This window comes from Pseudarthrobacter sp. PvP090 (assembly GCF_040547365.1).
GTDB lineage: Bacteria > Actinomycetota > Actinomycetes > Actinomycetales > Micrococcaceae > Arthrobacter.
In genome coordinates, this window is the sequence record NZ_JBEPPO010000006.1 from 269678 (window position 1) to 293810 (window position 24133).

At 66.2% G+C, this 24133-nt stretch carries 32 protein-coding genes, 1 other RNA gene and 1 riboswitch; of the genes, 20 read left to right on the forward strand and 13 right to left on the reverse strand.

The annotated features are described in order from the left end of the window. Positions 1-34: 34 nt before the first annotated feature. From ABIC21_RS09385 to ABIC21_RS19325, 4 genes are all read left to right on the forward strand, one after another. Positions 35-634, forward strand: a complete 600-nt coding sequence (locus ABIC21_RS09385) for a GDSL-type esterase/lipase family protein (protein ID WP_354350124.1) — start codon at positions 35-37, stop codon at positions 632-634. 133 nt (positions 635-767) lie between these two features. Next, complete coding sequence (locus tag ABIC21_RS09390) at positions 768-1595, forward strand: DUF4097 family beta strand repeat-containing protein (RefSeq protein ID WP_354350125.1); 828 nt, start codon at positions 768-770, stop codon at positions 1593-1595. Continuing rightward, a complete protein-coding gene (locus tag ABIC21_RS09395; RefSeq protein WP_354350126.1) occupies positions 1595-2215 on the forward strand; it encodes a PadR family transcriptional regulator in 621 nt (206 codons plus the stop codon). The genes ABIC21_RS09390 and ABIC21_RS09395 overlap by 1 nt, the downstream gene beginning before the upstream one ends. Before the next feature lie 132 nt (positions 2216-2347). Next, complete coding sequence (locus ABIC21_RS19325; RefSeq protein WP_104061284.1) at positions 2348-2422, forward strand: 50S ribosomal protein bL37; 75 nt, start codon at positions 2348-2350, stop codon at positions 2420-2422. A 110-nt stretch (positions 2423-2532) separates the two neighbouring features. Here the strand turns inward: ABIC21_RS19325 and rsrA are convergent, their stop codons facing one another. Beyond that, entirely contained in the window at positions 2533-2793 is a 261-nt protein-coding gene (gene rsrA / locus ABIC21_RS09400; RefSeq protein WP_346927964.1) for a mycothiol system anti-sigma-R factor, read from the reverse strand. Beyond that, positions 2790-3698: a sigma-70 family RNA polymerase sigma factor gene (locus tag ABIC21_RS09405; protein WP_502935980.1), complete on the reverse strand. Its 909-nt coding sequence runs from the start codon at positions 3696-3698 to the stop codon at positions 2790-2792. Before ABIC21_RS09405 ends, rsrA begins: the two co-directional genes overlap by 4 nt. Positions 3699-3950: 252 nt before the next feature. Between ABIC21_RS09405 and ABIC21_RS09410 the strand changes: the two genes are divergently transcribed. The 12 genes from ABIC21_RS09410 (at position 3951) to ABIC21_RS09465 (ending at position 13690) form a co-directional block, all read left to right on the forward strand. Continuing rightward, positions 3951-4499 carry a DoxX family protein gene (locus tag ABIC21_RS09410; RefSeq protein WP_354350128.1) on the forward strand — a complete coding sequence of 183 codons (549 nt, stop codon included), beginning with the start codon at positions 3951-3953 and terminating at the stop codon, positions 4497-4499. A 6-nt stretch (positions 4500-4505) separates the two neighbouring features. After that, entirely contained in the window at positions 4506-5921 is a 1416-nt protein-coding gene (gene aroA, locus ABIC21_RS09415; protein WP_354350129.1) for a 3-phosphoshikimate 1-carboxyvinyltransferase, read from the forward strand. Beyond that, entirely contained in the window at positions 5905-7020 is a 1116-nt protein-coding gene (gene rsgA / locus ABIC21_RS09420; protein ID WP_354350130.1) for a ribosome small subunit-dependent GTPase A, read from the forward strand. Before aroA ends, rsgA begins: the two co-directional genes overlap by 17 nt. A 109-nt stretch (positions 7021-7129) precedes the next feature. Beyond that, positions 7130-7942, forward strand: coding sequence for a histidinol-phosphatase (gene hisN / locus ABIC21_RS09425; protein WP_056425973.1), 813 nt, complete (start codon positions 7130-7132; stop codon positions 7940-7942). Positions 7943-8019: 77 nt separating this feature from the next. Then, positions 8020-8133, forward strand: a riboswitch (SAM riboswitch). Positions 8134-8167: 34 nt separating this feature from the next. Continuing rightward, the gene (locus ABIC21_RS09430; RefSeq protein WP_354350131.1) at positions 8168-9649 is read left to right on the forward strand and encodes an aminotransferase class V-fold PLP-dependent enzyme; all 1482 of its coding nucleotides are present in this window, start codon (positions 8168-8170) and stop codon (positions 9647-9649) included. 95 nt (positions 9650-9744) lie between these two features. Next, entirely contained in the window at positions 9745-10503 is a 759-nt protein-coding gene (locus ABIC21_RS09435) for a class I SAM-dependent methyltransferase (protein WP_354350132.1), read from the forward strand. A gap of 36 nt (positions 10504-10539) precedes the next feature. Then, positions 10540-11253, forward strand: coding sequence for a metal-dependent transcriptional regulator (locus tag ABIC21_RS09440; RefSeq protein WP_354350133.1), 714 nt, complete (start codon positions 10540-10542; stop codon positions 11251-11253). Next, positions 11240-11653: a fluoride efflux transporter FluC gene (locus tag ABIC21_RS09445; protein ID WP_354350134.1), complete on the forward strand. Its 414-nt coding sequence runs from the start codon at positions 11240-11242 to the stop codon at positions 11651-11653. Before ABIC21_RS09440 ends, ABIC21_RS09445 begins: the two co-directional genes overlap by 14 nt. Continuing rightward, a complete protein-coding gene (locus ABIC21_RS09450; protein ID WP_354350135.1) occupies positions 11650-12024 on the forward strand; it encodes a fluoride efflux transporter FluC in 375 nt (124 codons plus the stop codon). The genes ABIC21_RS09445 and ABIC21_RS09450 overlap by 4 nt, the downstream gene beginning before the upstream one ends. Before the next feature lie 62 nt (positions 12025-12086). After that, positions 12087-12458 carry a hypothetical protein gene (locus ABIC21_RS09455; RefSeq protein WP_354350136.1) on the forward strand — a complete coding sequence of 124 codons (372 nt, stop codon included), beginning with the start codon at positions 12087-12089 and terminating at the stop codon, positions 12456-12458. 49 nt (positions 12459-12507) lie between these two features. Continuing rightward, positions 12508-12642 (forward strand): hypothetical protein, encoded by a 135-nt coding sequence (locus ABIC21_RS09460; protein ID WP_310057072.1) that lies wholly within the window; start codon positions 12508-12510, stop codon positions 12640-12642. Between the two features lie 121 nt (positions 12643-12763). After that, positions 12764-13690 carry a hypothetical protein gene (locus ABIC21_RS09465; RefSeq protein ID WP_354350137.1) on the forward strand — a complete coding sequence of 309 codons (927 nt, stop codon included), beginning with the start codon at positions 12764-12766 and terminating at the stop codon, positions 13688-13690. Here ABIC21_RS09465 and ABIC21_RS09470 read toward each other — a convergent pair. Beyond that, a complete protein-coding gene (locus ABIC21_RS09470) occupies positions 13675-14295 on the reverse strand; it encodes an acyltransferase (protein WP_354350138.1) in 621 nt (206 codons plus the stop codon). The genes ABIC21_RS09465 and ABIC21_RS09470 overlap by 16 nt on opposite strands. 131 nt (positions 14296-14426) lie before the next feature. On the opposite strand from ABIC21_RS09470, the gene ABIC21_RS09475 reads away from it, so the two are divergent. From ABIC21_RS09475 to ABIC21_RS09485, 3 genes are all read left to right on the forward strand, one after another. Continuing rightward, complete coding sequence (locus ABIC21_RS09475) at positions 14427-15161, forward strand: ATP-grasp fold amidoligase family protein (protein WP_354350139.1); 735 nt, start codon at positions 14427-14429, stop codon at positions 15159-15161. A 161-nt stretch (positions 15162-15322) separates the two neighbouring features. Continuing rightward, positions 15323-15508, forward strand: coding sequence for a hypothetical protein (locus ABIC21_RS09480; RefSeq protein ID WP_354350140.1), 186 nt, complete (start codon positions 15323-15325; stop codon positions 15506-15508). Next, entirely contained in the window at positions 15505-15759 is a 255-nt protein-coding gene (locus ABIC21_RS09485; RefSeq protein WP_354350141.1) for a tyrosine-type recombinase/integrase, read from the forward strand. The genes ABIC21_RS09480 and ABIC21_RS09485 overlap by 4 nt, the downstream gene beginning before the upstream one ends. 98 nt (positions 15760-15857) lie before the next feature. Here the strand turns inward: ABIC21_RS09485 and ABIC21_RS09490 are convergent, their stop codons facing one another. Then, positions 15858-16271 carry a ribbon-helix-helix domain-containing protein gene (locus ABIC21_RS09490; RefSeq protein WP_354350142.1) on the reverse strand — a complete coding sequence of 138 codons (414 nt, stop codon included), beginning with the start codon at positions 16269-16271 and terminating at the stop codon, positions 15858-15860. 157 nt (positions 16272-16428) lie between these two features. Next, positions 16429-17265: a glycosyl hydrolase gene (locus ABIC21_RS09495; RefSeq protein ID WP_354350143.1), complete on the reverse strand. Its 837-nt coding sequence runs from the start codon at positions 17263-17265 to the stop codon at positions 16429-16431. A 249-nt stretch (positions 17266-17514) separates the two neighbouring features. Between ABIC21_RS09495 and ABIC21_RS09500 the strand changes: the two genes are divergently transcribed. Then, positions 17515-17853, forward strand: a complete 339-nt coding sequence (locus ABIC21_RS09500; protein ID WP_354350144.1) for a hypothetical protein — start codon at positions 17515-17517, stop codon at positions 17851-17853. Here ABIC21_RS09500 and ABIC21_RS09505 read toward each other — a convergent pair. The 8 genes from ABIC21_RS09505 to prfB all read right to left on the reverse strand — a co-directional run bounded on the left by ABIC21_RS09505 (position 17786) and on the right by prfB (position 24084). Beyond that, positions 17786-18211: a hypothetical protein gene (locus ABIC21_RS09505; RefSeq protein ID WP_354350145.1), complete on the reverse strand. Its 426-nt coding sequence runs from the start codon at positions 18209-18211 to the stop codon at positions 17786-17788. The two genes, ABIC21_RS09500 and ABIC21_RS09505, sit on opposite strands and share 68 nt — an antisense overlap. Next, positions 18204-18392, reverse strand: a complete 189-nt coding sequence (locus ABIC21_RS09510; protein ID WP_354350146.1) for a hypothetical protein — start codon at positions 18390-18392, stop codon at positions 18204-18206. The genes ABIC21_RS09505 and ABIC21_RS09510 overlap by 8 nt, the downstream gene beginning before the upstream one ends. A gap of 100 nt (positions 18393-18492) precedes the next feature. Beyond that, positions 18493-18861: a transfer-messenger RNA gene (ssrA, locus tag ABIC21_RS09515) on the reverse strand. 131 nt (positions 18862-18992) lie between these two features. Next, positions 18993-19463 carry an SsrA-binding protein SmpB gene (smpB, locus tag ABIC21_RS09520; RefSeq protein ID WP_024367797.1) on the reverse strand — a complete coding sequence of 157 codons (471 nt, stop codon included), beginning with the start codon at positions 19461-19463 and terminating at the stop codon, positions 18993-18995. Between the two features lie 108 nt (positions 19464-19571). Beyond that, positions 19572-20993, reverse strand: a complete 1422-nt coding sequence (locus tag ABIC21_RS09525) for a peptidoglycan DD-metalloendopeptidase family protein (RefSeq protein ID WP_354350147.1) — start codon at positions 20991-20993, stop codon at positions 19572-19574. 25 nt (positions 20994-21018) lie between these two features. Next, the gene (gene ftsX, locus ABIC21_RS09530; protein WP_354350148.1) at positions 21019-21933 is read right to left on the reverse strand and encodes a permease-like cell division protein FtsX; all 915 of its coding nucleotides are present in this window, start codon (positions 21931-21933) and stop codon (positions 21019-21021) included. Next, the gene (ftsE, locus tag ABIC21_RS09535; protein WP_354350149.1) at positions 21930-22715 is read right to left on the reverse strand and encodes a cell division ATP-binding protein FtsE; all 786 of its coding nucleotides are present in this window, start codon (positions 22713-22715) and stop codon (positions 21930-21932) included. Before ftsE ends, ftsX begins: the two co-directional genes overlap by 4 nt. 253 nt (positions 22716-22968) lie before the next feature. Then, positions 22969-24084 (reverse strand): peptide chain release factor 2, encoded by a 1116-nt coding sequence (gene prfB / locus ABIC21_RS09540; RefSeq protein ID WP_354350150.1) that lies wholly within the window; start codon positions 24082-24084, stop codon positions 22969-22971. Between the last annotated feature and the right edge of the window lie 49 nt (positions 24085-24133).

Below are 24133 nucleotides of genomic sequence, written 5' to 3' on the forward strand. Positions count from 1 at the left end.
GGCTTAATGGACACTCTGGAGTGAAGAGGTAGTCGTGGAAGATCGAAAACTGCGGATCGCAGCCGTGGGCGATGAACTGCTGGCCGGGTTGGGAGATCCCCGCGCGCTGGGCTGGCTGGGGCGGGTGCTGGCGCGCACGCCGCAGGACGGGCTGTCCCTGGAATGCTATTCCCTCCCCTGCCCGCAGGAAGGCACGGAAGGCCTGGCTGCCCGCTGGCTCCAGGAAGCTAACCGGCGCTTCAACGATCACCACGAGAACCGCCTGGTGATCGGGCTCTCCGGCCGCGACGTCGAGTTCGGACTCTCCACGGCCCGCAGCCGGCTCAATCTCGCCAACATCCTCGACTCCGCGTCGCAGAACAAGATCGAGGTCTTCGTGGTCGGCCCGCCGCCGACCCTGGACCCGGCGCAGAACCGCAGGCTCGGCGAGCTGAACACTGCTTTCGCCGACGTCACCACGCGTCGCAAACACCTCTACGTCGACACGTTCTCCCCACTGCTCAATCATGAACAGTGGCGCCAGGACCTCGCTGCCAACGGCGGATCGCCTGGCCAGGCCGGCTACGGGCTCATGGCCTGGCTCGTGCTGCACCGCGGCTGGTTTCAGTGGCTGCGAATGGACGCCCCGGAGTAGCCGCCCCGGGCCCAGGCTCCGCTGGCGAACTTCGCGATATATCTTGACTGCACACATCCGGCGATATATCGTGACTTCATAGTCACGATATATCGCAGTGATGCGCAGGAAGTGTCGCCCGCCCGGAGGAACCATGACAGAGAACAACTGGACCGTCACCGGTCCGCAGACCATCGACGTCGACGGCGTCAGCTCACTCAAGCTTGGCATCGTCCGGGGCCGCTTCGACATCGTCACGCACGATGAGGCCGTCACCCGGATCGAAGTGTCCGACATACACGGCGACCCGCTGGCGATCAGCCTCGTCGACGGCCGGCTGGAGGTCCGGCACCAGCTGCACGGGCCGCAGGGCTGGTTCAAGAATCTCATGGGAACCGTCAACAACAGCAGCAGCAACTCGGTGGTCCTCAGCATTGCCCTGCCCGCCCGCGTCGAGGTTGAGGCCGGCACGGTCAGCGGCGACGGCATGGTCTCCGGGATCAGCGGGCGCACCCGGCTGAACACGGTTTCCGGTTCCGTCCTGGCCGACGGAACCTCCGGGGACCTGTCGGTCAACACCGTCAGCGGCGAAGTGATCGCCCGCAACCACCACGGCGTACTGACGGCCAAAAGCGTCTCCGGCGAGGTCACGGCCTCCGGCGACTTCAGCCACATCCGCGCCAACACCGTCAGCGGAGACCTGAACTTCGACCTGCACGGGTTCACCCAGGACTTCGGGGCGAATTCGGTGTCGGGTGATGTCACCATCCGCCTCCCGCACGACGTCGGCGTGGACATCATCGCCAAGTCCGCCAGCGGCGCGATCGTGATCAACGACCAGCAGTACAACCAACCCAGCGGGAGCGTGCAGACCATCGCCGGCCCTGACAGCCAGCTTATGCTGGTCCGCACCAATTCCGTCTCCGGGAAGACCTCGATCTTCCACGGGCGGCCGGCCACGGATCCCACGAAGGGTCCCTGATGCCTCCGGTCTTTGCCCACGGGGCCCTGCGCCTCTATCTGCTCGCGCTGCTGGAGTCGGGTCCGAAGCACGGCTACGAACTCATCAAAGCGCTCAGCGAACGCTTCGGCGGCACCTACTCCCCCAGCGCCGGGACCATCTATCCGCGGCTGGGCAAGCTCGAGGAGGAGGGGCTCGTGGCCACCCACACCGAGGGACGCCGGACGTACTACAGCATCACCCCGGACGGCCTCGTGGAGCTGAACAGCCGGCGGGACGAACTCGCCGGCGTGGAAAACGACATCTCCGCATCAGTCCGGCGGCTCGCGGACAATCTGCGGCAGGACATCAAAGCCAACATGCGCGGGCTGCGCGCCGATCTGGCCGCCACGGCCGAGGCCGCGCGTGCCTCGGCCCGTGCGGCCGGATCAACCGTCGCCTCGCTGGCAGGCCAGCGCTACTCGCAGGAGGGCGACAGCCGGCTGCGTGAAGCGGAGATGCTGGTGCAGGCCTTCCGCGATGACATCCGGGTGGAACTGCGCCGGCACGGCGGCCGCCATCCGATCACGCCCGTGACGCTGGAGACGGTCAAGACGGTGCTGGACCAGGCACGGATCTCCATTCGCAACTCCCTGGACTGATTTGTCCGCTCTGATGGTCACGCTGTGATGGTCGCTGCGCGGCGCTTCCCGCCCGCCGGTTCGCGACGGGTGCCCTGATGTGGGAGACTTGAGGGCAGCTCTTTTGAGTACCAAAAATTAAGGAGGCCAGCTATGAGCAAGCGTGCACGTAAACGTCGTGACCGTAAGCGTGGCGGCGCGAACCACGGCAAGCGCCCCAACGCCTAAGCAAAGCTTGGAATGACAGCTTTAAACGAATGACCCCGGAAACCTCACGGTTTACGGGGTCATTCGTTTTTGTCGTTTTGCCGGGCGGGACGTCAGGCATCCCCGCCGGGTCAGGCCTCGACCGGGTTGCTGGAGTGAATCCGGTCCAGGATCGAGTTCTTGAGGTTCTCCGGGGCAGCTTCCGTGCAGGAACGCTTCACCATGACGCGGATGACACATTCGAGGTCGTACTGCTCAAAGCACTCCGGACACCCGTCCAGGTGGTCCTTGATCTCGGCGATGTCATCGTGCGTGAGGGCACCATCCAGATACTCGTAGATACGTTGCATCCGGGCGTCGTCGCAATCGCCCAGTCCCTGGCAGTCGCTCATTTCCTGTTCTCCTGTTTGTTGCTTCCGGCCGCCGCAGTGGCATCGGCGGCCTTGAATCCCCGCTCGGCGGCGTAGTCGGCGAGCATGTCCCGCAGCATCTTCCGGCCCCGGTGCAGGCGGGACATCACAGTCCCGATCGGGGTGTTCATGATGTCCGAAATTTCCTTGTACGCGAACCCCTCAACGTCGGCGAAGTAGACCGCCAGCCGGAATTCCTCCGGGATGGCCTGCAGGGCGCGCTTCACGTCCGAGTCCGGCAGGTGGTCCAGCGCCTCGGCCTCCGCCGAGCGGAGTCCGGACGAGGTGTGCGACTCGGCCCGGGCGAGCTGCCAGTCCTCGATGGTGTCCGAGTTCGACTGCAGCGGCTCGCGTTGCCTCTTGCGGTAGAGGTTGATGTAGGTGTTGGTCAGGATCCGGTACAGCCAGGCCTTGAGATTGGTGCCCGGCTTGTACTGGTGGAATGCGGAAAACGCCTTCGTGTACGCCTCCTGGACCAGGTCCTCGGCATCGGCGGGATTCCTGGCCATGCGCATGGCCGCGGAGTACAGCTGGTCCACGTACTGCATGGCGTCGCGTTCGAACCGTGCCCGGCGTTCCTCCGTGGTTTCCGTCGCCACGTCCAGCGCCTGCCCGTCCACGATCGTCTCCCGGGCTGCAGCATCCTGCGCGTCGGTCGGTACGGCGCCGGGCTCCGGGGCCGCCCCGGCTTCCGGGACAGGCTCAGGAAGTGCGCCGGCCGGGCCGGCATCAGGTGACTTCACGGGTGTGGCGCCGTTTCCGGCGACCTCGTGCATGGCCGCAACGGCCGGATCCATGGTGCTCATTGCGTCCAAGTCTACTGTCACCTTACGGCGGGCGCCCGGAACTGCCGGAACTGCCGGACTTGTCCGATCCTGCAGGGCCATGGTCCACAATTCCGCGGGATCCGCCGAGAGTCGCGCGTCCTTCACCAGAATCAAATGTCCGCCTCCCTGCTCGTCTTCAGCTCGTTGCCGGCCCGTAGCCAGCTCACTGTCTGCTTGTTGTCCGGCCGAAAACCGGCGGCCGGGACCTTTCATTCACAACCCCGTCCGGCAGGCAAATATTCCGCAAAAGTGCAAGACTAGAACCGGTTCTCCCGCATTGATTCCGCGGCTCGTCCATCCAGGAGGAAATTCATGTCCTTTGTCCGCTTTCTCGCCCGGCCCATGCTCGCCTCCAGTTTCGTCCTTGCAGGCATGGACAAGCTCAAGAACGCGGATGACACGGCCACGCAGCTGTCACCCCTGCTGCGCCGCGCGGCTGAATCCCTGCCATTCCAGACCAACGAAAAGGTCCTGGCCCGCGTTATCGGCGGCACCCAGGTCGGAGCAGGCGTGCTCTTCGCGCTCGGCAAGTCAGCGCGCCTCGCCGCTACCCTCCTGGCCGTCATCTCCGCGCTCAACGCCTACGTTGAATGGCGCAGCGCCGACATCACCTCCAAGGAGGGCCGCGATGCCCGCCGCAAGCAGCTGCTCAAGAACGTCTCCCTGACCGGCGGCGTGCTGCTGGCTGCCGTCGACACGAACGGCCGGCCCAGCCTGGCCTGGCGCGCCGAGCACCTTGCCGCTGACGTGAAGAAGTCCACCAGCCACCTCGCCGCCGACGTCAAGAAGACCACCGGCAAGCAGCTGAAGAAGGCCGACAAAGCCGTACGCAAAGCCGTAGACCACACCGGCGGAGCCTAAACAGCAATGACAGGCACCACCCCCACCGCAGCTGCCCATTCCGTTCCCGCCGCAGGCGCCCCGCTCTGGCGGGCGCCGTTCGCCGAACAGCCGCTCGACGCAACGGTCACGGTTCCGGGATCCAAGTCCCTGACCAACCGGTACCTCGTGCTGGCCGCCCTCGCGGACGGACCCTCGCGGCTGCGCGCCCCGCTGCATTCCCGGGACTCGGCGCTCATGATCGAGGCCCTGCGGCAGCTCGGGGCCACCATCACGGAGGTTCCGGGGGACGGCGATTTCGGTCCCGACCTTGCCATTACGCCCATCAGCCTGGACGCCGCCGGGGCCCGGACGGATATCGACTGCGGGCTGGCCGGAACGGTCATGCGGTTCGTCCCGCCGGTCGCGGCCCTGCGCCGGGGTGTGGCACTGTTCGACGGCGACCCGCACGCGCGCCTGCGCCCGATGGGGCCGATCATCGAGGCGCTCACGGGGCTGGGCGTCGCCGTCACCGCGCCCGACGGCAACTCCGCCGCGTCGCTGCCGTTCGCCGTCGACGGCACCGGCGAAGTGCGGGGCGGCCACCTCGTCATCGACGCCAGCGCTTCCTCGCAGTTTGTTTCCGCGCTGCTCCTGGCCGGAGCCCGCTTCACCGAGGGACTGCACCTCGAACATCAGAGCAGGGACCACGCCGGGAAGCCCGTCCCCAGCCTGGACCACATCAACATGACGGTCGCCGTGCTCCGCGGAGCCGGGGTGGCCGTAGACGATTCCCGCCCGAACCACTGGATTGTCTCCCCCGGGCCGATCCGCGCCTTTGACCTCAGGATCGAACAGGACCTTTCCAACGCGGGCCCCTTCCTCGCGGCGGCCCTGGCCACCGGCGGCACCGTCCGCATCCCCAACTGGCCGGCCCCGACCACCCAGGTCGGCGATCTGTGGCGCAGCATCCTCACGACCATGGGGGCCACGGTGACGCTCACGGACGGCACCCTGACCGTCACCGGCGGCCCGGAGATCAAAGGCGCGGACTTCGACGAGACCAGCGAACTCGCCCCCACGGTCGCCGCGCTCTGCGCCCTCGCCAGCGGCCCCTCGCGGCTGAGCGGCATCGCCCACCTCCGCGGGCACGAAACAGACCGGCTGGCCGCTCTCGTCGCCGAGATCAACCGCCTGGGCGGCGACGCCGAGGAGACCTCCGACGGCCTCATCATCCGGCCCGCACCGCTGCACGGCGGCGTCGTCCACAGCTACGCCGACCACCGCATGGCCACGGCCGGCGCCATCCTGGGCCTCGCCGTTCGCGGCATCGAGGTCGAGGATATCGCGACCACCGCCAAAACCATGCCCGACTTCCCGCAGCTGTGGGAGTCCATGCTCGCCCAGGGCGCCGGCAGCGCGGCCCCCGCAGAGAAGGACACCCCCGGTGGCACGCAGCACTGACTCCTGGGACGAATCCGACGTCCGGATCCGCCCCAACAAGAAGGGCACGCGGCCCCGCACCAAGGACCGGCCCGCCTACGAAGACGCCGTCACCGGGCGGATCATCACCGTTGACCGCGGACGCTACACCGCGGTCGTCGCCGAGGGCACCCCCGAGGAACGCAAGATCATCGCCGCCCGCGCCCGGGAACTGCGCCGGAACCCCGTCGTCGCCGGCGACTTCGTCTCCCTGGTCGGGGACGTCAGCGGCGAACCGGACACCCTCGCACGTCTGGTCAAGATCCAGGACCGCAAGACCCTGCTGCGGCGCAGCGCCGACGACACGGACCCGATCGAGCGCGCAGTCGTCGCCAATGCCGACACGCTGGTGATCGTGGTGGCGGCCGCCAATCCCGAGCCCCGGACCGGGTTCATCGACCGCGCCCTAGTGGCCGCCTACGATGCCGGCATCGAGCCGCTGCTGCTCGTCACCAAGGCGGACGTCAAGGATCCCGCGGAACTCCTCTCCAACTACCAGCACCTTGCCTTCCCGGTGATCATCTCCAAGACGGCGGACTCCGCCGCCTCCGGCATCGATGCCCGCTCGGACGACGGGCTTTCGGCGCGGCTGGACAAAGGCGCCGTCTCCCAGCTGCGCGCCCACCTCGACGGTAAGGTCACCGTTATGCTGGGCCACTCCGGCGTCGGAAAATCCACCATGGTCAACGCCCTGACCGGCGCCGAACGCGCCACCGGCGGCGTCAACGCCGTGACCGGGCGCGGCCGCCACACGTCCTCCTCCGCGCTGGCCCTCAAGGTCAACGATGCGCCGCCGGGCAGCTGGATCATCGACACCCCCGGCATCCGCTCCTTCGGCCTGGCCCATGTGGACCCCGACCGGATCCTGCGGTCCTTCCCCGACCTCGAGCCCGGCACCGACGACTGCGAGCGGGGCTGCAAACACGATTCCAGCGCCGTCAACTGTGGGGTTGACGCCTGGGTGGCCGCCGGCCACGCCGGCGAATCCGGCCCCGCCCGGCTCGCCTCACTCCGCCGCCTGTTGGGGACCGACCCGCGGATGGAAGCCCAGGACGTCAAGGAACTGGGCACCGTCTCCTAGTCGGCCAGTCCGCCGGTTCGGCCGGCAGCGGCCGCGCGCCTGCCCGCATCCTGCGGCGCAGCCACGTGGCCTCCCGCCCCGCCGCCCGCTTTGGCGGTAGTTTGGAACCATGAGTCAACCCGCTTCGAGCTACAACGATGACCTGCGCCTTGCCCATGTACTGGCAGATTCCGTAGATTCCCAGACCATGAGCCGCTTCAAGGCGCTCGACCTTCGGATTGAGACGAAGCCGGACCTGACGCCGGTGACCGACGCCGACAAGTCTGCCGAGGAGGCCATCCGCGGCCAGCTGTCCCGCTCCCGTCCCCGCGACGCTGTCCTCGGCGAGGAGTTCGGCAGCTCCGGCCACGGCTCCCGCCGCTGGATCATCGACCCGATCGACGGGACCAAGAACTTCGTCCGCGGCGTCCCCGTCTGGGCCACGCTGATCGCCCTCGTCGACGAGGGCGAGCCGGTTGTCGGCGTCGTCAGCGCCCCGGCGCTGGGCAAGCGCTGGTGGGCCGCCAAGGGCGCCGGAGCGTACACGGGCCGTTCGCTTGCCGCCGCCACCCGGCTGAAGGTCTCCAACATCTCCGAGCTCTCGGACGCCTCCCTCTCCTATTCCAGCCTGGGCGGCTGGAAACAGCGCGGCAACCTCGACGAGTTCCTCGGCCTCACCGAGGAGGTCTGGCGCACCCGCGCGTACGGGGACTTCTGGTCCTACTGCCTCGTGGCCGAAGGCGCCGTCGATATCGCTTGCGAGCCCGAACTGAACCTCTACGACATGGCGGCGCTGGTCCCGATTGTCACGGAGGCCGGGGGACGCTTCACCTCCCTCGAAGGCGAAGACGGCCCGTTCGGCGGCAACGCCCTGGCCACGAACTCCATTCTGCACTCGGAGGTCCTCAAGCGCCTCAACCCGGGCCTGGACGACCTGCTCTAGGGACGTTCCGTAACAAAGCGCTTCACATTCCCGCCGCGTCTTTTCTGCGGCGGCAGGCATGACCTACGCTCGAAGCAGGTCACGAGTGCCAGCGCGAAACCCCGGTTTGCTGGCCGGCAACCCTCCATTCGCGGTGGGGTGCCCCGGGTGACGACCTGGCCGGTCCGGAACGGACCCGGCAAGCGCGGATCCCCGGTGCGTGGGGTCCTTTTCGAGCGAGGTCCCATGACGACTGCCACCATTCCCGCCACCGCCGATGTCCAGCCCAGTACGGGCCAGGCCCGTCCCGACGCGCGGTTCGCCGTGGCCCGCCGGCCGCTGGCCGCCGTAACCGGCGCCGAGATCCAGGCACCGCTCATCCAGGGCGGCCACGTCCGCTACGCCAATCTGGACTACGGCGCCTCGGCCCCGGCCCTGTCCGTCGTCTCGGCCTACCTCAACGAAATCCTGCCGTTCTACGCCAGCGTCCACCGCGGTGCCGGCTACGCCTCGCAGATCAGCACCTCGGTCTACGAGAACGCCCGCACCATTGTCCGGGAGTTCGTGGGCGGCCGGCCGGACGATGCGGTGATATTCACCCGGAACACCACCGATTCCCTGAACCTGCTGGCCGGCTGCCTGCCCGCCGTCGACGGCGTGCACACCGGCGAGGTGCTGTACCTCGACATCGAGCACCATGCCAACCTGCTGCCCTGGCAGCGCGTCCCGCACCGCAGCGTCATCGCCGCCCCCACCCTGGCAGCCACCCTGGAACTGCTTCGCACGGAGCTCGCCCACGGCGGCGTCAGCCTGCTCGCCGTGACCGGGGCCTCCAACGTCACCGGAGAGATCCTGCCGATCCGGGCCCTGGCCGCCCTGGCGCACGACCACGGCGCCAGGATCGTCGTCGACGCCGCGCAGCTGGCACCGCACCGGCGGATCGACATCGCCGCGGACGGCGTCGACTACCTCGCCTTCTCCGGACACAAGCTCTACGCACCGTTCGGCGCCGGGGTACTGATCGGCCGTCCCGACTGGCTCGACGCCGGCACACCGCACCTGGCCGGCGGCGGAGCCGTGCAGGACGCCCGGATTGACGGTGTCAGCTGGACCACCGGCCCCGCCCGGCATGAAGGCGGCTCCCCCAACGTCCTTGGCGCCGCCACCCTGGCCCGGGCCACCCAGGTGATCGCCGACCTGGACGTGGAGCAGTGGCACGCGCACGAAAACGCGATCCGGTCCTTCCTCGTCGAGGGCCTCGCCCGGATCGACGGCGTGAGCGTCCACCAGATCTTCTCGGACAGTGCTTCCTTCGACTCCGGGACCGGTGACTCCGGGACCGGGACCGGGCCCGGCAACGGCACGGGTACCGGCACGATCGGCGTCGTCAACTTCTCGCTGGAAGGCTACGACGCGGGCCTCGTGGCGGCCTACCTGTCGGCCGAACACGGCATCGGGCTGCGGGACGGCCGCTTCTGCGCGCACCCCCTGCTGCGGCGTCTTGGGCTGCCCTCCGGCTCACTGCGCGCCAGTTTCGGCCTGGGTTCCCGGCTGGAAGACGCCCAGCGGCTGCTCGCGGCCCTCCAGGAGCTGCGCCGGACCGGCCTCGGCTGGGACTACGTCGTGGACGCCGGACGCTGGGTGCCGTCCAACGACACGCGCACCTACCCGCACTGGGCCCCCAACACACCCGGCACCGCCGGTGCGGCCCCCTGCACCCAGGACTGACAACCCCGGCGGGCCCGCGGTTAGGAATCACCGGCGCTGCCGCGTGCGGTAAATTCGAAAGGTACCCAACCCGGACCTGCCGAAGGAGATCGCACGTGGCACGCGGCGGACCCAAATTGCATGAAGAACGCCGCCAGGAGCTGGGGCAGAGCTTCCAGGACGGCGGGGAACACTACGAACGCGTCCGCCCCGGGTACCCCGCCGATTCCGCCGACTGGCTGGTCGCCCCGGGCGCGAAGGACGCCGCGGACCTCGGCGCCGGAACCGGGAAGTTCACGGCACTGCTGGCCGGGCGAGGCCTGCACACGGTCGCGGTGGACCCTTCCGCCGACATGCTGGAACAGCTGCGCCGGACGCTCCCGGGAGTCACCGCCGTGGAGGGCACCGCCGAGCACACCGGGCTGCCCGCCGGGGCGTTCGACCTCGTATCCGTGGCCCAGGCCTGGCACTGGTGCGATCCGCTCCTGGCCAGCACAGAGATCGCACGGATCCTCCGCCCCCACGGTGTGCTGGGGCTGGTCTGGAACCAGCTGGATACGTCCGTGCCCTGGGTGCACCGTCTCTCGCGCATCATGCATGCCGGCGATGTCCACAAACCGGATTTCAGGCCGCCCCTGGGCCCGGAATTCACGCGGCTGGAGAGCCACCTCACCCGCTGGGAGGATCCGGTGCGCACCGCAGACATCCTCGAGCTGACCAAGTCCCGCAGCTACTACCTGGCGGCCAGCGGGGCGACCCGGGCCAAGGTCCTGGGCAACCTCGACTGGTACCTGCACCAGCACCTTGGCCACCACCCCGGCGAGGTCCTCCCGCTCCCCTACCTGACGCAAAGCTGGCGGGCCGTCCGGGCGTGACGGTCTCCGGCGCCGCCTGACGGTAGGCTGGAAACCGTGAAGACCAGTCTGCCCTCCTCCTCGATCGAGGACTACGTCAAGGTCATCTACTCCTTTACGGAGTGGCAGGACAAGCCCATCACGTCCACCCAGCTTGCCCAGCGACTCGGCGTGGCCAACTCCTCGGTCTCCGAAATGGTCCGCAAGCTCAAGGACCAGGGCCTCGTGGACCACCAGCCGTACAGCGCCATCACGCTGACGGCCGACGGCGTCCGGCTCGCGTTGTCCATGGTCCGGCGGCACCGGCTGATCGAAACTTTCCTGGTCCGGGAGCTCGGCTACCGCTGGGACGAGGTCCACGACGAGGCCGAGCTCCTGGAACACGCCGTCTCCGACACCTTCATCGAACGGATGGCAGCCAAGCTTGGGGACCCGGTTCGGGACCCGCACGGCGATCCGATTCCGGCGGCGGACGGCACCGTACAGGTGCCCGCGGCCCACCGGATGAGCGAGCTCGACGACGGGCACACGGGCCGGATCACGCGGATCAGCGACGAGAACCCCGAGTTGCTGCGCTACCTTTCGGCCGAGGAGATCGACCTGGACGCCGAAGTCGAGGTCCTGGGCCGCAAGCCGTTCGGCGGCGCTCTGGTGGTGCGCATCGGATCCGGCGCGGCCGGGCACGAGTTCGACCTCGCCGAGGAAGTCGCCTCCGCCCTTTGGGTCCACAGCGAGTCCGGCCATCCGGGCTGCAGCCTTGAGCACAACTAGCGGCTGGCGTGCGTGGGCGGCCGTCGCCGCCGGCGGACTGATCGGTACGGAACTGCGCTACGGTGCCGGCCTGGTGTTCCCCGAGACAGCGGGCACGATCCCCTGGACCACCCTGGTGATCAACGTCGTCGGCAGCTTTGTCCTCGCGGCCCTCACCACGGTCTGGATTGCGCGGCCGAGAACCGCCTTCTGGCTGCGGGCCGGGCTCGGCCCCGGACTGCTGGGTTCCTTCACCACCTTCTCTGCCGTGGTGTTCGTCATCGACCAGCAGTTCCGTGCCGGCTTCCATGCCGGCTGGCTGGCCTACCTGGGCCTGTCGCTGGTCCTGGGCCTCGGCGCTGCGGCCGCCGGCTGGAAAACCGGCAAGGCCCTGGCCGACCTGAGCGGCGGGGCGGCATGATCACCGCCGTGCTGGTGGGAGTCTTCGGCGTGGCCGGTGCCCTGCTGCGCTTCGCCGTCGACTCCTGGTTTGCGCACCACCCGGGGCGCTATCCGCACTGGCCCTGGGCGACGCTCACCGTCAACGTGACCGGCTCCTTCATCATCGGCGCCGCCTTGGGGATCACGGGCCAGCTGGGACTCGGGGCCGAGTGGCAGGCCGGCCTCTCCACCGGGCTCGCCGGCGGCCTCACCACCTTCAGTTCCTGGACCACGGCCACGGTGCGGCTGGTGAGCGAGACGCGCTACCGCGCCGCCGCCGTCAACCTTGCCGCGAACCTGCTCGCCGGCCTGGCGGCGGCAGCGCTCGGACTGGCCCTGACGGGGCTGTGACGAGCCTTACGCCGGGACCCTGACGGCGATCCGGGGACCGTCCCATCCCGTATCGTTGAAGGATGGTTACCCGACGTGAAGCAGCCCAGATCCTCGACATTCCGCTGGAAATGGCCCACCGTCACGGCATCCCGCCCCGGCTGAGCGACGCCGAGCTCGGCGACCTCCTGGACAACCCGCCCGCCTGGCTCGTGCAGTCCAAGGCAAACCGCACCGGCAAGCGCCCCATCTGGGTCCAGCTGACCTGCGCGGTCTGTGGGTTCTCCGAGGCGGCCCGGCCGAAGAAGTGGTGGCCGGAATTCACCTACGTCTGCTGCGCCCACCATGCTCCGTACGAGGTCCCGAGCGTCGCCGCCGGGCTGGTCCGCAGCGAGTATGAGGGCGTGGGCAGCCGCTTCGTCGGCATCGTGGACGTTGCGGTGCCCGAGGCGTAACTTAATAACACGGGGCCATCCCGGCCCCCTGCTGCTAGGGAGCGCCCACATGCCTGACAAAACGCCACACCAGAGCACGGCCAAGAAACCGGTGAAAACCATCAAGGAAAAACGGGCCGAGAAGAAGTCCAAAAACGTCGCGGAAACGCACGCGGATCCCGTTGCCCACATCAAGAAGCGCTAAGCTGACCCCGCCAGCCGGGCAGCCCAGGCAAAACAAAAGGCCGGAAGCTGACGCTTCCGGCCTTTTGTGTGGATCTTTACGGGGTGGAGCACCCGCTGCGGCCTACGACGCGGCCGGCGCCGTGGTGCTCAGGAACCTCCGGGCCGGCACGTACACCGTGGCGGGCAGGTTCATCGGTGACGACCCGGACAACACCCCGTCAACCGGTGCGGGCACGGCCCGCGGCTGGCTGGCGAACAACACCGATACCAACTCCGCCACGTTCCTCTCGGTCTACTCCCCGTTCCGGCAGGTCAGCAAAGACATCCTGCTGAAACCGGCGTCCAACCAGGACATCGCTATGCAGGTCAAGCCCGCCGGCGGGGCAGCGTACGAGTGGGTGCCGTATCACGGCGTCGCGACATCCTTCCAGGCGGACGCCCCGGTGTTCCTCGACGGCGACACCGTCGTCGACGTGGCGGCGATGACAACCGGGCAGTACCGGACCCTGACCAGCTTCGAGCTGGTGCAGCGCTTCCATGGCCGCAACACGTCCAGCGGCGCCACGAACCTGATCGAGGTAGCGACAAGCCACCTCATCCGGGCCAACGGCCAGGTCACGATCACCGGCAAATGGAAAGCGCTCGCGGACATTGTCCTGGGCGACAACTACGTGATGATGATCCCCGCTTCCATGGCCCTGTTCGATCAGCTCGCGTCGTCCATCGGCAACAAGTACGTGAACAATGCCGGGCTGATTGGCACGATCACCGCGCTGACAGCGGAGAACGACACGGCCATGTCCTACGTGTTCCTGTCCTCCGCGAACAAGAGCATCGCGGCGGCGGCACGGTACAGCAACGTGCAGGAAACCATCCGGCGCGGCAAGGGCAGCAAGAACCCGGACGCGACCAAGGCGTTCCTCCAGCACCGGGACGCATCAATCGTGAAGGTCTACAACCGGCCCTACCAGCCAGGCGCGTCGATCCCCGCAGGCACGGTCCACCGATTCGGCGGCGACTACCTGTATATGCAGGGCCAGGGCCTATACGATCAGTTCGCCTTGTAGGCCTCAACCGGCTGCGGGTCCGGGATTGGTTCTGTAGTGAGCACGGCGGACCCGTCAACGTCGTTGATGTATCGGACGATCTTGGCGGGCACGCCTGCCACTACAACGTTCGGCGGGACGTCCTTGTTGACGACGGACCCTGCGGCGACGATGGACCGCTCACCAATGGTCACCCCGCCGAGGACTGTTACGCCGGCGCCGATCCAGGATCCACGACCAATAACAATCGGGTCGTGACGCGGGGTGCCGGTGCGGCGTGAGCCCGCGGAAATCTCGTGGGTGTCTGAGATGAGGCGGACATGCTGCCCCATCGAAACATCATCCTCGATAACGACGTTCGGGCGGATTAAGCTATGGGCGTTGATGAAGACTCGCGCTCCAACGGAAATCGTACCCGTCCACTCGGCGCCCCTGAAGACCTTGGTGTGCCTACCGACGGTAATCCGATTGGTGCTGGTCCCGGTGTACAGGGCGCAGGTGGGATCGATCACAGCAGTCTCATCAATGAAGAGCGACGGACCCCGCACAGGCCGCAGTTTGTCAACGATCTCCCGTAGTTCGCTGACCTGGCCCTGCAGTAGTTGGATTTGCTCCTCGGCGTTCATAGAAGACAAGCTTACGGGAGTGTTGCCGTGAGCAGCGTCTGAGGAAGGGGCCTGTGGCCTCCCAAGGAAAGGATAAGCCAATACAGTTTTCAGATCTGGTCCGACAGCGCCGTGACGGCGAGGAAAAGAACGTGCCGTGGTACCTCCACGACAAGCTGAAGGCACACGAGTTCTTCAAGTACGCAGGCCTTCCCACGGCCGAGATCTACCGCCACTTCGATTCAGCCGACACGATCGACCTTGACGGGCTCCCGGACGAGTTCGTACTGAAGCCGACCTTCCTGTTCTCCGCGATCGGCGTCATGGTCCTTGCCAGGACCGACAACGGCTTCTACGACAGCATGTCGGACAAGGAGTACACGGCCGTTCAGATCAAGGCATTCCAGAAGCAGATGTCGCTGAAGTCTAACCACGCCAGCAAGCCGTACATCGTCGAGGAACGCATCCGTGAGCCCGACGGCCGCGCCGTACCCCGGGACATCAAGTTCTTCGGTTTCCAAGGCGAAATTGTTTTCATCGAACAGGTCGGAAATTCCAGCGGCAAGCCGACCCACGCATGGTTCGACGGGGACTTCAACCCGCTCACGCAGGACGACATCTACTCGGACCCCAAATACTTCGAAATCGTGGAGCCTGAACGCCCGGACAACTGGGAGCAGCAGCTGAACTTGGCGCGACGAGCTTCGGTAGCTGTGCCTGCCCCCTTCGCTCGGATAGACACGTACTCCTCCACCCGAGGCCCGCTCCTCGGCGAGGTCACCCTCGTGCCAGGCGTAATTGCCCTCGAGGGCTACGTCACCCCCTCGGAAAGAATCGAGTGGCTCGCCGGCCACGCGTGGAAGAAGGCAGCAAGCCGTTTGAACTAGTTCACGCCTGACAAATACGGAGGGGCCCGCAACGGGCCCCTCCTGCGAATATCGAACAAGCCAAGACCCTCAACGGGGTCCTTTTTTTGTGCTCGAAAAGGCGTGGCCCCGGAGTCCATCTCCGGGGCCACAGCCACATCCAATCCGCCGAGGAGGCGTACATGAACCACATTCTGCACAGACTCTGGCTCCGCATCCAGGAGCCCCGTAAACAGTCAGTCGTTTACTTCCTGGTCTATCTGGGTGTGACCGTGCTGGGCGCCGCGATCATGCTCGACCCCCCTCGCAGTCTGCAGGGAACCATCGGGCAAGTCCTCGTGGTGATCTGGGGCGTGATGCACCGATGAACCGGAAGTCCGCGGCGCTCGCCGTGACCAGGCTGTGCAAGTCGGCCGGGATCAGCAAGAAGATCAGTCCCCACTCCCTGCGGCACAGCTTCGTCACCGCGTGCCTGGACGCGGGAGTCCCGCTGCGTGACGTGCAGGTAGCGGCCCGACACAGCGACCCCAGGATCACCGCGAGGTACGACCGCGCGCGGCACAACCACGACCGACACGCCAATCACACGGTCGCGGCATTCCTCGCCGGGGCGGCCTGACCTCCAGCCGCCCCTAGTGCCCCGTCCACTTCGGTGGGCGGGCGCGTTTCTGCGTCTTCTACATTGGCGCTTTGGGGCTGGCTGCCTGCGGCTGGGCTCTAGTTCCCCTTGATGGTGGCTAGGAGAGTCGTGGCCTCAATTTCCTCTGACGACCCGAGGCCCTCCCAGACGCAGCCTTCGTAAGCAGCGGTGAGGTGCCAGAGCTTGCCACCCATCGGTACTGCCGTGACCGATAGACCGGGCTCGAAGGTGTGTCCGTGGGCTTCCATGTCGGCGCGGTTGAGGTGCACTTTAGTCGTGGTGGTCGCTTCGAAGACGGACATTGATTCGGCCCGCGCATAGTCGGCGTGCGGACTGATGTGGCGAGCAGCCGGCGCCGCAGACACGTACTCCTCCAGCGCACCGCGGAGGATTTCGGAGATCGTGTCACCGCGTCGGATTGCAACCTCCTTCGCATTCTCCCAGAGTGCGTCGTCGATCCGGATTGCGCGGTTTGGTGTGCCCTTGCTCATGGTTTCAGCTGCCCTTCGTCTTCGGCCTGTTCCGATAGGAAAACCCTACGAGGTGTATATACACTCTGTCCAGTCCATCCAAATACAAGCAAAGGCGCGCCCGCCCCCTTCGGAGGGGACGGGCGCTCTTTATGTGGTTCCCTGAGAAACGTGCTCCCTACAACGAGGCGTACAGAAGGCCGGTGGAGGTCCGAGAGCCGTCCGGGCTGAAGAGTGCCGAGTTGCCCATGACAGGGTCATTGGCGGCCCGTGTCTTCCAGGCGAAGCGTTCCACATAGGGCATGGCCCGCATTCCCGCGACGGTGCCCCGCATGAAGTCGTTTGTTGCGGAGCGGCTGTACCGGCTCGCCTTGGTGGAACTGGCCTGCCAGTCCGCGACCGCGTATTCGGTCACCCAGATGGGCTTGCCGTACATCTCATGCAGCAAGGTGACCTTGCCCAGGAAGTCTTCCACGTTCGGCCAGCCGTAACAGTGCATCGTCATGAAGTCCACGCGCAGACCCCTGGCCTTGGCCTTGGTCATGAAGTCCTTCAGCCAGGGGCTGGTGACATTGACCGTCGCCGGGGAGCCCAACCGCAGGCCGGTCTTCTGGAGCTGGGGCCAAAGGCTGATCGCTTGGTCGACGCTCATGTTGGCCTGCGTAGCGTAGTCCGGCTCATTGAAGCCGAGCAGGTGCTTGGCCCCGGTCTGCGGCAGCCCCCTCATGATCTTGCCGATGGCGTCGCCTTCCAGCAGCCGCTGCGCGTTCTTTACCATGGGAGTCCAAGGCGGCGTCGTGAGGTTGCAGTACGGCTCCCAGTTGTAGTGCCACTTGACGTTCAGCCTCTGGATCTGAGCCCTCGCGAGGTCAGTGCTGTTCGAGTAGCCGATGCCCTTCAGTGCCGGCGTCGCGGCGTGGGCCGGGGTGGCAGCGGCGGTATTGGCGGCAAGAATGGCTCCCGGTGCGGCGAGAGCTGCCAGCGTGAGAAACCTGCGGCGGTCCAGGCGGTCCATGAGTGTCCTTTCGTAGACAGCGTGAAGAAGTTGCTGATGTGGAGCGGTTGAGCCACCTGAGGGGTGGCAGGGCGAAGCGTCCTCAGGGGTGAGGCCCCCGTCGAAAATTTGTGACTCCCCAGTCTTCCGGGACGCGATCCAAGCTCCCGCGCGCGACAAGCCTACGTGCTCGCCCGCAGCTTCCCGCCCCTGTTTCGCGCAGTATTCCCACAGGTTTGAGTAAGTTCCGCGCGCGAGTAGCTTGGGCATGTGGCACAAATCGAGAAGCGACCCACCTTCACGCTAGACGGTAAGGCCTACGAGTACCTGCGCCCGGACCCGGGCCACGACCCGGAGGCGACGCACTCGTGGACGTACAGGCAGTACCCGAAAGTCATGGCCACCCTGCCGCTCACGACGGGCACAGTGGACGTCTACGCCGTCGCCGAACGGTGGAACCCATCGCACATCCTCGTGTCCTGGCAGGACGACGAGCACCACGCGCACTGGGCATGGATCCCCGCCGGCAACGTCCGGCGCGTCAACGACTCCGAGTGGGACATTGAGGAATACCGGCGTTGCCCCGAGAATCTGCGCGGGCTTTGTTGACCTTGTCCACCGGTGTCCGGCCGAGGTCGCTTCCGTCGATGTGCGAGGCGGCCATCTTCCGGTACTTCGCGATCGTGCCAGGCTGGGGCTTGCGCAGCAGATCGATGTGGCGGACCACGACCTCGGAGACGGTCGGCGCCGTGGAGTCCTTCCGGACCTTCGCCTTGGCCGCGAGCATGTAGGTGTTCCCATTGGCATCAAGGAACGCCTTCAGCTCGAGCGCCTTGTTGAGCGCTTCCCCGGGCCCGTAGTCCTTGTCGGAGAAGGTGCGCGTCTTATGGCCTGTCTCCGGATCCCGCCACGTGATCGTGTGCGAGGACCCGCCCTTGATGAGCTGCCGGGACCGGATGTTAGCCACGGGTGGCCGCCGCCGCACGGCGTGCGTTGAGTTCTCGGTACTCGGTAGCCAGCCACTCGGAGGGTTCCTCGCCCCGATTGTTGAGGCTCCGGATCGTGGCGCGGTCAGCCGCCCAGTTCAGTTCATCGATGTGGCCCCAACGCTCCCCCGACTGTACCGTTCTGTCTTCGTGCGCTTCCATGCCTGTCCCCTATGGGTGCCGTTTCTCGCCAACAAAATGGGCGTTCTCGCCAACAGGCAAAAAGAAAACCCCTAGATCACAAGGATCTAGGGGCTAACTCTAGTGGAGATGGGGGGAATTGAACCCCCGTCCGATGTCGTGTTGTCAGGGCTTCTCCGGGCGCAGTTTGCGTCGGATTTTCTCGGCCCCGGCCATGCTGCAAACAGCTGGCTGATCCGGGCCCAGTCATCAAAGAGTCCCGTTCACCCCGATGACGGGGGTAAACAGCAGTGGCTATCTAAATGACGCCAGGATCCGGGGCAATAGCAACCTCGGGCTGACGGACTGTCTTACTGCTTAGGCAGCGAGAGCGAAGTCAGTGCGTTTTGATTCGGCACTTATTGGTTTGCAGACAGCGTTTACGAGATAATTCTGCATCCTCGGCCCGCTTCACCTGTCGCGACTAACATCGTCGAAACCGATCATCCCCGTATTTTTTTATCAAACCGTTCCGGTCTGACGCTTAACCGCTGTTACAGTTTAGCGCCGTTCCTTCCCGGACTATCTAGCATAACGCACGTCCCGGCGGAATCATTCCCGCGGGTTTCCTGGTGCCCGTCCCTAGCGCCGGTTCCGCTCGCGCATGACACGCAGGGCCTCGCGCTTGTCCTGCTGCTCGCGCAGGGTCTGACGCTTGTCGTATTCCTTCTTGCCCCGGGCGACGCCGATCTCAACCTTGGCCCGGCCGTCCAGGAAGTACAGCTGGAGGGGGACGATCGTGAAGCCTGATTCGCGGATCTTATGCGAGATCTTGGTGAGCTCGTCGCGGTGCAGCAGCAGCTTTCGGCGGCGGCGCGCGGCGTGGTTGGTCCAGCTCCCCTGGTGGTACTCGGGGATATGGATGCCCTCCATCCATAGCTCGTCGTTGTAGAAGGTGCAGAAGCCGTCGACCATAGAGGCGTGGCCCTCGCGGAGGGACTTCACCTCGGTGCCCATCAGCGCGATCCCGGCCTCGTAAGTGTCGAGGATGTGGTAGTCATGCCGGGCCTTGCGGTTGGTGGCCACTACCTTACGGCCACTTTCTTTCGGCACGGTAGAACTCCTTGGATCGTCGGGTGGGCCCGATGCCGGAGCGGCGCAGGCTTCTTCCAGTTTACGGCAGAGCCGCAGCTCAGCCCCGGGGCTTCCGCTCCAAGCTGATCAGAGCAGGTTCATCGGGTTCACGGCCCGGCCGTTAAGCCAGGTCTCGAAGTGCGAATGGCAGCCGGTGGAGTTGCCGGTGGTTCCCGAATAGGCGATCAGCTGTCCCTGGTCCACCCGCTGTCCCGGGGACACCGTCACCCTGGCGTTGTGGTAGTAGATAGTTGTCAGCGAGTTTCCCTGGACGACCCCGTGCGAGATCTTCACATTGTTTCCGCCCCCGTCATTGGCCCAGCCGGCGGAGAACACCGTGCCTGCCGCTGCGGCGTAGACCGGCGTACCGCAGGCGGCAGCGAAGTCGATGCCCGTGTGCATGTAGCCGCCCTGGCCGTAAAAATCGATGGTTCCCGGCGGAGTCGCGCGCCAGCCGAAGCCGGAGCTGATCCGGACGCCGTTGAACGGGTTCCGCAGCCCGAATGCCGACGGCGGTCCGGGTGGGGCTGGGACGTACGGCGCCGGGGGCCTGGTCTGGCCCTGGGCACGGGCGGCCGCCGCGGCGGCGGTCGCAGCAGCTTCGGCGATCCGACGCTGTTCGGCTTCGTAGGCCTCCCGCAGCTTGCGGTCGCGTTCGACGATATCCGCCGCGACAGCGTCCTGCTGGGACTTGACCTGGGCGAGCTGGGTCTGGATTCCGGGCTTGGCGGCCTGGAGCTCGCCGTCGAGCCTGGTGGTGTCGGCGATGAGCTGGTCCACCTGGGCCTTTTTGGCCTCGGCCTCGTTACGGGCGGCCTGCTCACGGGCCAGCGCGGCGTCCGCTTTTGCCTTGAGCTCCGTGATTTCTGCTTCCACCGCTTCGAGCCTGGCCCGCGAGTTGACGTTGGTGGCGTTCTGCTGCGTGAGCTTGCCCATTGCGGAGTTCTGGCTGCGCATGGCCTGGTCGGCCAGGTCGATGGTTTCCGCAAGGCTGCCGCTGTTGTTCGACCCAAAGAACAGCGAAAGGTTGGAGGGAACACCGCCGGACTTGTACGCCTGGGTGGCGATCTGTCCGATCAGCTTTTTGGTGTCGGCAATTTTTTGTTGGTCCGTCTCAAGCTGCTGGGTGATCTTGGCCTTGTTCTGCTGCGCAAGGTCCACGCGCGCGGCGAGGGCATCGGCTTCCTTGACGGCACTGGCCACGCGGCCCTGGGCGTCGAGCAGGGCCTGCTGCGCGCCGGGGAGCTGACCTTGGTAGAGGACGAGGTCCGAGGCAGCCTGCGCAATCCGGGAGTCCACGAATTCGAGGGAATGCTGGACCCGGGCCGCTTCCTCACGCAGTGCGGCCTGCTGGTCCTCGAGGGTGTCGGCGAACGCCACTGGGGTCGAGGCGCCCATGCTCGCCGCCAGGACGAGCGCCAGCGCGGCGCTGACGATGCGGCTGCGGCGGCCGGCCACCGGGAGCCTGGTCGAAACCGGCCGCGGGGCGGGTCGGTGTATCGGCGTCATGGGCTCTCCCTCGTCGTTGCGCACGCTAGACCTTCAGGTATCGCCGGAGGGTCAGGAGTGATGATACTCCTGCCAGCAGAACGCCCAGACCAATCAGTGCCGGCGCCAGAATCAGCGTCTGAGCTGCGGAGATGAAGGCGGTGTCCGGGTACTGCTGGGACAGGTATCCGCCCAGGAAGAAGTGCGCCACGGCCCACAGCGTCGCTGAGGCAAGCGCCGCGCCGATCACCGCGGCAATCACCCCCTCCAGGATGAAAGGCAGCTGAATCACCATCTTCGACGCCCCGACGAGTCGCATGATTCCGGTTTCCCGCCGCCGGCTGAAGGCCGAAAGCCGGATCGTGGTCGCGATCAGCAGGATGGCACAGACAAGCATCACACCGGCGACACTGACGGCCACGAGCGATGCCGCGTTCATGACTGAGAAGAGCCGTTCCAGGAGCTGGCGTTGGTCGATCACGGTCTCGACGCCGGCCTGCGAGGAAAACGTCTCGCTGATGATCTGATACTTCTCCGGGTCCTTCATGTTGATCCGGAAGGAGGCCGGGAGCTGGTCCGGGGTCACCGAGTCGACTATTGGGGAATTGGAGAACTGTTCCTTGAAGTGCCTGTACGCGTCGTCCTTGGACTCGAACTGGAAGTCGTTGACGTACTGGGCCACCGCAGGCGATTCCAGAAGCTTGCCCAGATTGTCCTGCTGTTCCGGGGTGGCAGGGCCGGTGGCGCAGCCGGCCGCCGTCGAACCGTCACTGCACAGGAAAATGGCCACCTGGACTTTGTCGTACCAGTAGCCCTTCATCTGGTTGATCTGCAGCTGAAGCATGCCGGCGGCGCCGACAAATGTCAGGGACACGAACGTCACCAGGATCACCGAGACCACCATGGAGAGGTTGCGGCGCAGGCCGCTGCCGATCTCGGCAAGGACGAATTGGAGCCTCACAGCTGGCCCTCCCCTGCGGCGCGGGAGGCGGCTGCAGCGGGTTGGGGTTCCCGCCCGCTGGCATCCCGCAGGCGGCGCGACTGCCCCACTACCGGAAACACGGAGGTGTAGAGGGCTTTGGCCTCGTCCCGGATGATGACTCCGTTGCGGAGCTCGACTACGCGTTTGCGCATCTCGTTGACGATGTCGTCGTCGTGGGTGGCCATCACCACGGTGGTGCCGTTCTGGTTGATCTTGTCCAGCACCCCCATGATGCCCATGGAGGTGGTGGGGTCCAGGTTGCCGGTGGGCTCATCGGCCAGCAGGATGCCGGGTCGGTTGACGACGGCGCGGGCGATCGCCACGCGCTGCTGTTCACCGCCGGACAGTTCGTGCGGAAGGCGGTTCTCCTTGCCGTCGAGGCCGACGGTCTTGAGGACCTCGGGAACGGTGTCCCGGATGACGCTGCGGCTCTTGCCGATAACCTGCATGGCGAAGGCGACGTTGGCGAACACCGTCTTCTGCGGCAGCAGGCGGAAATCCTGGAACACGACGCCGATTCCGCGGCGCAGCCGGGGCACGCGCCAGCTGGAAATGTTCGCGACGTTCTGGCCAGCCACGTAGACGGCACCGGAGGAGGCGCGGTCCTCTTTGAGGACGAGGCGCAGGAAGGTCGACTTGCCCGAACCGGACGCTCCGACCAGGAAGGCGAATTCGCCGCGGTCGATTTCAAGGTTGATCGAATCCAGCGCGGGTCGCGCCTTCTGGTCATAGACCTTGGTGACATTTTCGAAACGGATCATGGCCCTAAGTACCCTGCAGGACGTGGACGGGTACGGCCCTGTTCTGCTGCCGGCGCGAGGGCTTTCTAGTGGGGGAAGTAAAGCTCCGGCTTCTCGACTATACGCACGGGCCCTGGCGGATCGTCCTGAGTGTGGGGGCGTGTCGCAGGAATAACCGGGAGGGGCAGGAGTGGCACAAGAGGCAGATGGGGCGTCCGGACGCGCCGGGGCCAGTTCCCAAGGGGCTTACTTGTCCGCGGCCGCCTGCGTCCGGCTATTTGTCCGCGTTGCGGTTGTCTGTCCGCCAGCGGATGCCGGCGTCGATGAAATCGTCGATCTCGCCGTCGAACACCGCCGAGGTGTTGCCGACCTCGTGTTCGGTGCGCAGGTCCTTGACCATCTGGTAAGGATTCAGGACGTAAGAGCGCATCTGGTCGCCCCACGAGGCCTTGACATCGCCGGCGAACGCCTTCTTCTCGGCATCCTCCTGTTCCTTCTTGAGCAGCAGCAGCCGGGACTGCAGCACGCGCAGGGCGGCTGCACGGTTCTGCAGCTGGGACTTCTCGTTCTGCATCGAGACGACGGTGCCGGTGGGGATGTGGGTCAGGCGCACCGCGGAGTCCGTGGTGTTGACGGACTGGCCACCCGGGCCCGAGGAACGGAACACGTCGACCCGGATCTCGTTGTCCGGGATGTCGATGGAGTCCGTCTGCTCGATGAGCGGGATGACCTCGACCGCGGCGAACGAGGTCTGGCGGCGGCCCTGGTTGTCGAAGGGGCTGATCCGAACCAGGCGGTGGGTGCCGGCCTCGACGCTGAGCGTGCCGTAGGCGTAGGGGGCCTTGACCTCGAAGGTGGCGGACTTGAGCCCGGCCTCTTCGGCGTAGGAGGTGTCCATGATGGTGGTCGGGTAGCCGTGGCGTTCGGCCCAGCGCAGGTACATCCGCAGCAGCATTTCGGCGAAGTCCGCTGCGTCCACGCCGCCGGCGCCGGCGCGGATGGTGACGACGGCTTCGCGCTCGTCGAACTCGCCGGACAGCAGTGTCACGACCTCGAGTTCCGTCAGTGCCTTGCGGATCGATTCCAGCTCGATCGCGGCCTCGCCCATGGAGTCAGCGTCGTCCTCGTCCTGGCCCAGCTCCACGAGGACCTCAAGATCGTCGATCCGCGAGGCGAGGGAGTCCAGGCGTGCCAGTTCGGACTGGCGGTGCGAGAGCCTCGAGGTGATGACCTGGGCGGCCGCGGGGTCATCCCACAGATTGGGTTCGCCGGCCCGTTCGCTGAGTTCGGCGATGTCTTCCTTCAGCGCCTCGATATTCGAAACGTTCTCGATGGAGGCGTAGGTGGCGCGCAGGGCGCGGATTTCTGCGGGAAAATCAATGTTTGCCATGGTTTTTTAAGCCTACGCTATCCGTACGAGCCGCCCCGACTGGGTTGCG

Excerpts from the sequence above, each read along its gene's own strand:
- ABIC21_RS09525 (WP_354350147.1), bottom strand. The coding sequence starts at position 20,993 with ATGACGCCGATACACCGACCCGCCCCGCGGCCGGTTTCGACCAGGCTC.
- ftsE (WP_354350149.1), bottom strand. The coding sequence starts at position 22,715 with ATGATCCGTTTCGAAAATGTCACCAAGGTCTATGACCAGAAGGCGCGA.
- ABIC21_RS09460 (WP_310057072.1), top strand. The coding sequence starts at position 12,508 with ATGCCTGACAAAACGCCACACCAGAGCACGGCCAAGAAACCGGTGAAA.
- rsrA (WP_346927964.1), bottom strand. The coding sequence starts at position 2,793 with ATGAGCGACTGCCAGGGACTGGGCGATTGCGACGACGCCCGGATGCAA.
- ABIC21_RS09510 (WP_354350146.1), bottom strand. The coding sequence starts at position 18,392 with ATGGAAGCGCACGAAGACAGAACGGTACAGTCGGGGGAGCGTTGGGGC.
- ABIC21_RS09455 (WP_354350136.1), top strand. The coding sequence starts at position 12,087 with ATGGTTACCCGACGTGAAGCAGCCCAGATCCTCGACATTCCGCTGGAA.
- hisN (WP_056425973.1), top strand. The coding sequence starts at position 7,130 with ATGAGTCAACCCGCTTCGAGCTACAACGATGACCTGCGCCTTGCCCAT.
- ABIC21_RS09405 (WP_502935980.1), bottom strand. The coding sequence starts at position 3,698 with ATGGCCCTGCAGGATCGGACAAGTCCGGCAGTTCCGGCAGTTCCGGGC.
- ABIC21_RS09390 (WP_354350125.1), top strand. The coding sequence starts at position 768 with ATGACAGAGAACAACTGGACCGTCACCGGTCCGCAGACCATCGACGTC.
- ABIC21_RS09490 (WP_354350142.1), bottom strand. The coding sequence starts at position 16,271 with ATGAGCAAGGGCACACCAAACCGCGCAATCCGGATCGACGACGCACTC.
- ABIC21_RS09495 (WP_354350143.1), bottom strand. The coding sequence starts at position 17,265 with ATGGACCGCCTGGACCGCCGCAGGTTTCTCACGCTGGCAGCTCTCGCC.
- prfB (WP_354350150.1), bottom strand. The coding sequence starts at position 24,084 with ATGGCAAACATTGATTTTCCCGCAGAAATCCGCGCCCTGCGCGCCACC.
- ABIC21_RS09480 (WP_354350140.1), top strand. The coding sequence starts at position 15,323 with ATGAACCACATTCTGCACAGACTCTGGCTCCGCATCCAGGAGCCCCGT.
- ABIC21_RS09430 (WP_354350131.1), top strand. The coding sequence starts at position 8,168 with ATGACGACTGCCACCATTCCCGCCACCGCCGATGTCCAGCCCAGTACG.
- ABIC21_RS09410 (WP_354350128.1), top strand. The coding sequence starts at position 3,951 with ATGTCCTTTGTCCGCTTTCTCGCCCGGCCCATGCTCGCCTCCAGTTTC.
- ABIC21_RS09450 (WP_354350135.1), top strand. The coding sequence starts at position 11,650 with ATGATCACCGCCGTGCTGGTGGGAGTCTTCGGCGTGGCCGGTGCCCTG.
- ABIC21_RS09485 (WP_354350141.1), top strand. The coding sequence starts at position 15,505 with ATGAACCGGAAGTCCGCGGCGCTCGCCGTGACCAGGCTGTGCAAGTCG.
- aroA (WP_354350129.1), top strand. The coding sequence starts at position 4,506 with ATGACAGGCACCACCCCCACCGCAGCTGCCCATTCCGTTCCCGCCGCA.
- ABIC21_RS09470 (WP_354350138.1), bottom strand. The coding sequence starts at position 14,295 with ATGAACGCCGAGGAGCAAATCCAACTACTGCAGGGCCAGGTCAGCGAA.
- ABIC21_RS09395 (WP_354350126.1), top strand. The coding sequence starts at position 1,595 with ATGCCTCCGGTCTTTGCCCACGGGGCCCTGCGCCTCTATCTGCTCGCG.